This window comes from Persicitalea sp. (assembly GCF_041751555.1).
Taxonomy (GTDB): domain Bacteria; phylum Bacteroidota; class Bacteroidia; order Cytophagales; family Spirosomataceae; genus Persicitalea.
Genome location: NZ_JBGSXF010000732.1, coordinates 1 through 5,160 on the forward strand (window position 1 = coordinate 1; position 5,160 = coordinate 5,160).

At 53.2% G+C, this 5,160-nt stretch carries 4 protein-coding genes; 2 read left to right on the forward strand and 2 right to left on the reverse strand.

Annotation, left to right across the window (positions count from 1 at the left end):
- Positions 1–486, forward strand: a 486-nt coding sequence (locus ACEW8P_RS25610; RefSeq protein ID WP_373515903.1) for an ATP-binding cassette domain-containing protein, incomplete at its 5' end; no start/stop codon positions are given.
- A 319-nt stretch (positions 487–805) separates the two neighbouring features.
- On the opposite strand, the gene ACEW8P_RS25615 is transcribed toward ACEW8P_RS25610, so the two are convergent.
- A complete protein-coding gene (locus tag ACEW8P_RS25615) occupies positions 806–1,006 on the reverse strand; it encodes a hypothetical protein (protein WP_373515904.1) in 201 nt (66 codons plus the stop codon).
- A 57-nt stretch (positions 1,007–1,063) separates the two neighbouring features.
- The gene (gene uvrA, locus ACEW8P_RS25620) at positions 1,064–3,925 is read right to left on the reverse strand and encodes an excinuclease ABC subunit UvrA (protein ID WP_373515905.1); all 2,862 of its coding nucleotides are present in this window, start codon (positions 3,923–3,925) and stop codon (positions 1,064–1,066) included.
- 269 nt (positions 3,926–4,194) lie between these two features.
- On the opposite strand from uvrA, the gene ACEW8P_RS25625 reads away from it, so the two are divergent.
- Positions 4,195–5,160: branched-chain amino acid aminotransferase (locus ACEW8P_RS25625; RefSeq protein WP_373515906.1), on the forward strand; the 966-nt coding region annotated here is incomplete at its 3' end.

Below are 5,160 nucleotides of genomic sequence, written 5' to 3' on the forward strand. Positions count from 1 at the left end.
CGCGCTATTGGCTACCTGCCCGAACACAATCCACTTTATCTGGATATGTACGTGCGGGAATTCCTGATTTTTGTGGGAAAACTGTACGGCATGAAGGGAAAATCCCTCTCTGCGCGAGTGGAAGAAATGGTGCAGCTTTGCGGACTAACCGTGGAGCAGCACAAAAAAATCGGTCAACTCTCCAAAGGTTACCGCCAACGGGTAGGCCTCGCTCAGGCCCTACTACATGACCCTGCAGTGCTGATCCTCGATGAGCCCACCACGGGCCTCGACCCCAATCAACTCACCGAAATCCGCGCTCTGATCCGCACTGCCGGGGCCGACAAGACCGTTCTCTTCTCCACACACATCATGCAGGAAGTGGAGGCCATCTGCGACCGTGTCATTATTATCAATAAGGGAAAAATAGTAGCCGACAGCCCGCTGGCCACCCTGCGGCAGAGCGGAGAAAGTTTGGAAGAGATTTTTCGGGTGTTGACGGCTTAACAGCGTGCCATGTCAAAAGGAAAACTCACAAAAAATTCCTGCAATCATTTTTAGGGGAAGACTTCATAAATACCCTTACGATGTCCGAATGCAGCAAAATAAATCGTTTGCTCAGCTTCTTCCTATTTTAGTCCGATTCGGTAGTTGCCTATCCGAATGCGAAAGTGGCTGTCGTAGCCAGTAAGCTTCTTGAGATTGCGAACTTCAGAAATGCTACCGGCTCGCTCGACATTATCTATGGCGCTCAAAATAGCCTTCTTCAAACGGGCATCTTTCAACTTCTGAAGGCTTTTCAAAAAGCCTCCTTTGTATGCCACATTCATACAGCGTTCAGCACCTTCATCACCTCCTCTTTGCTTACTGTGGCTGATTTCATTCCGCTATCAATCTCCACAGCCAACATATGATCTTCCCACTGCTGGGTGGATAATTTGCGGGTAGTCATGCCCATTTTTTTTGCCAGAGTGAGCAGTAGCTCTATATCCTGACTTGACTCACTCGCCAACAGTACAGCATTCATATGTTCTGATGTTTGATTTTTGACGAATATAGAAAATTATCCCTAGACTTTTTTTCCTTAAAGCTTCCCACGCAAAAAATCCGCCGTGTAGTTCCCTTCCAGCCCGACCATATCCTCCGGCGTCCCAGCGTAAGTAACGTAGCCGCCATCTTCCCCGCCATCGGGGCCGAGGTCGATGATCCAGTCGGCGCACTTGATGACCTCCATGTTGTGTTCGATCACGATGACGCTGTCGCCCTGGTCTACGAGAGCATTGATGGCAGCCAGTAGTTTTTTGATGTCGTGAAAATGCAGGCCCGTCGTGGGTTCGTCAAAAATGAAGAGCGTTTTTCCTTTGTTGGAGTTGCCTTTGCCCAAAAAAGAGGCCAGTTTCACGCGCTGGGCCTCGCCGCCCGACAGGGTATTGGACGACTGCCCCAAGGTGACGTAGCCTAACCCCACATCCTGCAGCGGTTGCAGTTTCTCGACCAGTCGTTCCTCGGAATCCCGGAAAAAGGCAATGGCGTCGTCCACGGTCATTTCCAGAATGTCGGCTACGTCTTTGTCGTGGTACTTTGCTTCCAATATTTCCTGCTTGAAGCGTTTGCCGCCGCAGCCTTCGCATTTGAGGTAAATGTCGGCCATGAACTGCATCTCGATCTTCACCTGACCCTCACCCTGACAAACCTCGCAGCGGCCCCCGTCCACGTTGAAAGAAAAGTGCGACGGCTTGTAGCCCCGCGCCTTGGCCAGTGGCAGGTCGGCCATCATCTGGCGCATGTAGTCGTAGGCTTTGATGTAGGTCACCGGATTGGAGCGCGAGGACTTGCCGATCGGGTTTTGATCCACCATTTCCACGGCTTCCACGCGCTTCAGACTACCCGCCAGCTCATCGAATTTGCCAACGTCCTCTCCGTATTCGCCCTTTGTGCGCATCAAGGCCGGGTACAGCAGCTTGCGCACCAGCGTGGATTTGCCCGAGCCGCTCACGCCCGTTACGACGGTGAGCGTGTTGAGCGGAAATTTCACAGTCACGTCTTTGAGGTTGTTTTCGCGGGCGCCTTTCAGTTCCAGAAAATGCGTGAACTTGCGGCGGAAAGTCGGCACCGGAATGGAGTCTCGGCCCAATAGAAAATTCAGAGTGTAGGAATGGCCATTGGCTTTTCCCTCTCCGTTTTGGCCAAACGACTTGACTTCCTCCCAATCGCCCTGAAAAACCAGGTGTCCACCGCCCGTCCCGGCTTCGGGGCCGATGTCGATGATTTGGTCGGCGGCGTGCATGACCTCTTCTTCGTGCTCCACCACGATGACCGTGTTGCCCAGGTCGCGTAGCGATTCCAGCACGCTCACCAATCGCTGCGTGTCGCGCGGATGCAGGCCAATGCTCGGCTCATCAAGGATGTACATCGAGCCCACCAGAGCGCTACCCAGCGAAGTAGCTAGCTTAATACGCTGAAACTCCCCGCCTGACAGCGAGTTAGTCAGACGATTGAGAGAGAGGTAGCCCAAACCCACCCGCACCATGTACTCGAGGCGGTTGTTGATCTCAATCAGGATGCGCTTCCCGATCTCCTGGCTGTGTTCGTCGAGTTCGAGGTTCTTGAAAAAATCCGAAGCGTCGGCGATGGATTTCAACACCAGATCGGTGATGGAAGCGCCCGCTATTGTGACGTAGGACGCATCTTTGCGCAGCCGCGACCCCCGGCAGTCGGGGCAAGTAGTGCGGCCCCGGTAGCGCGACAGCATCACGCGGTACTGGATTTTGTGGGTTTGCTTTTCTATTTCCTTAAAAAAAGCATTCAACCCCTTGAAGTGCGAATTACCCGTCCAAAGCACATCCTTCTCCGACTGGGATAAGTCTTTATAAGGCCTATGAATCGGGAAATCGAAACGAATACCGTTGCGCAGCAGCGGTTTGAGCCATTCACTCATTTTTTCCGTCCGCCACGGCGCAATGGCACCCTCAAAAACGGAAAGGCCTTTGTCAGGAATTACCAGATCGGGGTCGATACCCAGCACTTTGCCAAAACCTTCACAAGTTCGGCAAGCGCCATAAGGATTATTGAAACTAAACAGGTTGACGCTCGGCTCTTCGAATAAAATGCCGTCCAATTCGAACTTGTCAGAGAAGGTGCGCCGCTCTTCCCCCATGACTTCGACCACACAACTACCCTCGCCCTCGAAGAAGGCGGTCTGTACCGAATCGGAAAGACGATACTGCGTGTCTTCGTCGTCGTGCTGCACGGCGGCACGGTCGATGAGAATAAAGAGTTCCTCGGCTTCGGAGATTTCGGCCAGTTCTTCGCCTTCCAGTACCTCATCAATAAACTGGGTTTCGCCGCCTCGCACGATACGGTTGTAGCCTTTGGAAAGCAATATATTCAACTCCTCCGCCAGCGAGCGGCCCGGCCGAACCAGCAGTGGGGCCATCACCAGCACGCGGGTACCTTCCGGGTGCGACAGCATGAAATCCACCACATCGGTGACGGTGTCCTTGCGCACAACATCGCCCGACACGGGCGAGTAGGTGACGCCGATACGGGCGAAAAGCAACTTCAAATAATCATAAATCTCGGTACTCGTCCCCACCGTCGAGCGCGGGTTGCGGGTGTTGACCTTCTGCTCGATGGCGATGGCGGGCGACACGCCCCGAATGTACTCCACCTCCGGCTTTTCCATGCGCCCTAGGAACTGACGCGCGTAGCTGCTCAGGCTCTCGACGTACATGCGCTGCCCCTCGGCGAAGAGCGTGTCGAAGGCCAGCGATGACTTGCCCGAGCCGGAAAGTCCCGTAACTACCACCAGCTTGTTGCGCGGTATAGCGACATCAATGTTTTTGAGGTTGTGTACTTTGGCCCCCTTGATAAGGATAAAGCGGCGGGCGTCGAGATCGGCAAAATCTACTTCTTCTTCGGAGATAGTTTCGGCTTGTGTGGTCATGCGTTGGGCTAGGGTGTGTTGAGCCAGGGCAGGTGGAAAGGGCATATCCTGACCTTAACCCAGAAAGTGTTGCTTTAGTTTTGGGAAAATGAAAGGAAAACAAGTGGTCAGGCCTCTCCTTTCAATTGGATTCTCTGCTATTTAATTGTTGCACTAAGATATTTTTAAAAAATTATTGAATAATCTCTAAATTGCATTCTCAATTCCAAACCGGATGGCTGGTCAAATTGGCACTGTCAACCGTCAACTGTCAACTGTCAATTAAAAAAATGATCGCCGAAGCCCAACAAATCGAAATTCAGCCGACGACTAAGTCGCGCTTGCAGGAGGTTGACTTCAACAACCTCGTTTTTGGCCGGAACATCTCCGACCACATGTTCATTGCCGAATACCGCGACGGCGAATGGCAGGACGCCCGCGTCATACCGTACGGCAACCTTTCGCTCAGCCCCGTCACGGCGGCGCTGCATTACGGACAGGCTATTTTTGAGGGTATGAAAGCCTATAAAAACGACGATGGCGAAGTCCTGCTTTTCCGTCCAACCGACAACTGGAAGCGCATGAACCGCACCGCCGAGCGGATGTGCATGGCACCTATTCCCGAAGAACTTTTCATGAATGGGTTGACGGAACTACTGCGTCTGGACTCAGGTTGGGTGCCTTCCGCGCCAGGTACTTCGCTGTACGTGCGGCCCTACATGTTTGCGACGGATGCCTACCTGGGCGTGCGGCCTTCCGACACTTACTATTTTATCATTTTCACCTGTCCGGTAGGTAGTTACTACGCCAATCCGCCCAGAGTGAAAGTCGAGACGCAATACATCCGCGCGGCGGAGGGTGGCGTGGGCGCGGCTAAGTGTGCGGGCAACTACGCAGCTTCGCTGTACCCGACCAAACTTGCCCAGCAGCAAGGCTACGACCAACTTATCTGGACTGATGCGAAGCACCATACCTTCGTGGAAGAATCCGGCACGATGAACGTCATGTTCATGATGGATGGAAAATTAGTAACCCCTGCTATCAGCGATACCATCCTCGATGGCATCACCCGACGCAGCATCATCGCGATTGCCAGGAAGTGGGGGGTAGAGATAGAAGAGCGGCAGATCAATATCAACGAAGTAATTCTGGCCTTGAAAGAAGGCCGGCTCGAAGCCACCTTCGGTGCGGGAACGGCGGTAGTCGTGTCGCCTTTCTCGGTCATTGGTTACGAAGGTGTGGACTACGAACTACCT

Coding starts and splice junctions, on each gene's coding strand:
- uvrA (WP_373515905.1), bottom strand. CDS start 3,925: ATGACCACACAAGCCGAAACTATCTCCGAAGAAGAAGTAGATTTTGCC.
- ACEW8P_RS25615 (WP_373515904.1), bottom strand. CDS start 1,006: ATGAATGCTGTACTGTTGGCGAGTGAGTCAAGTCAGGATATAGAGCTA.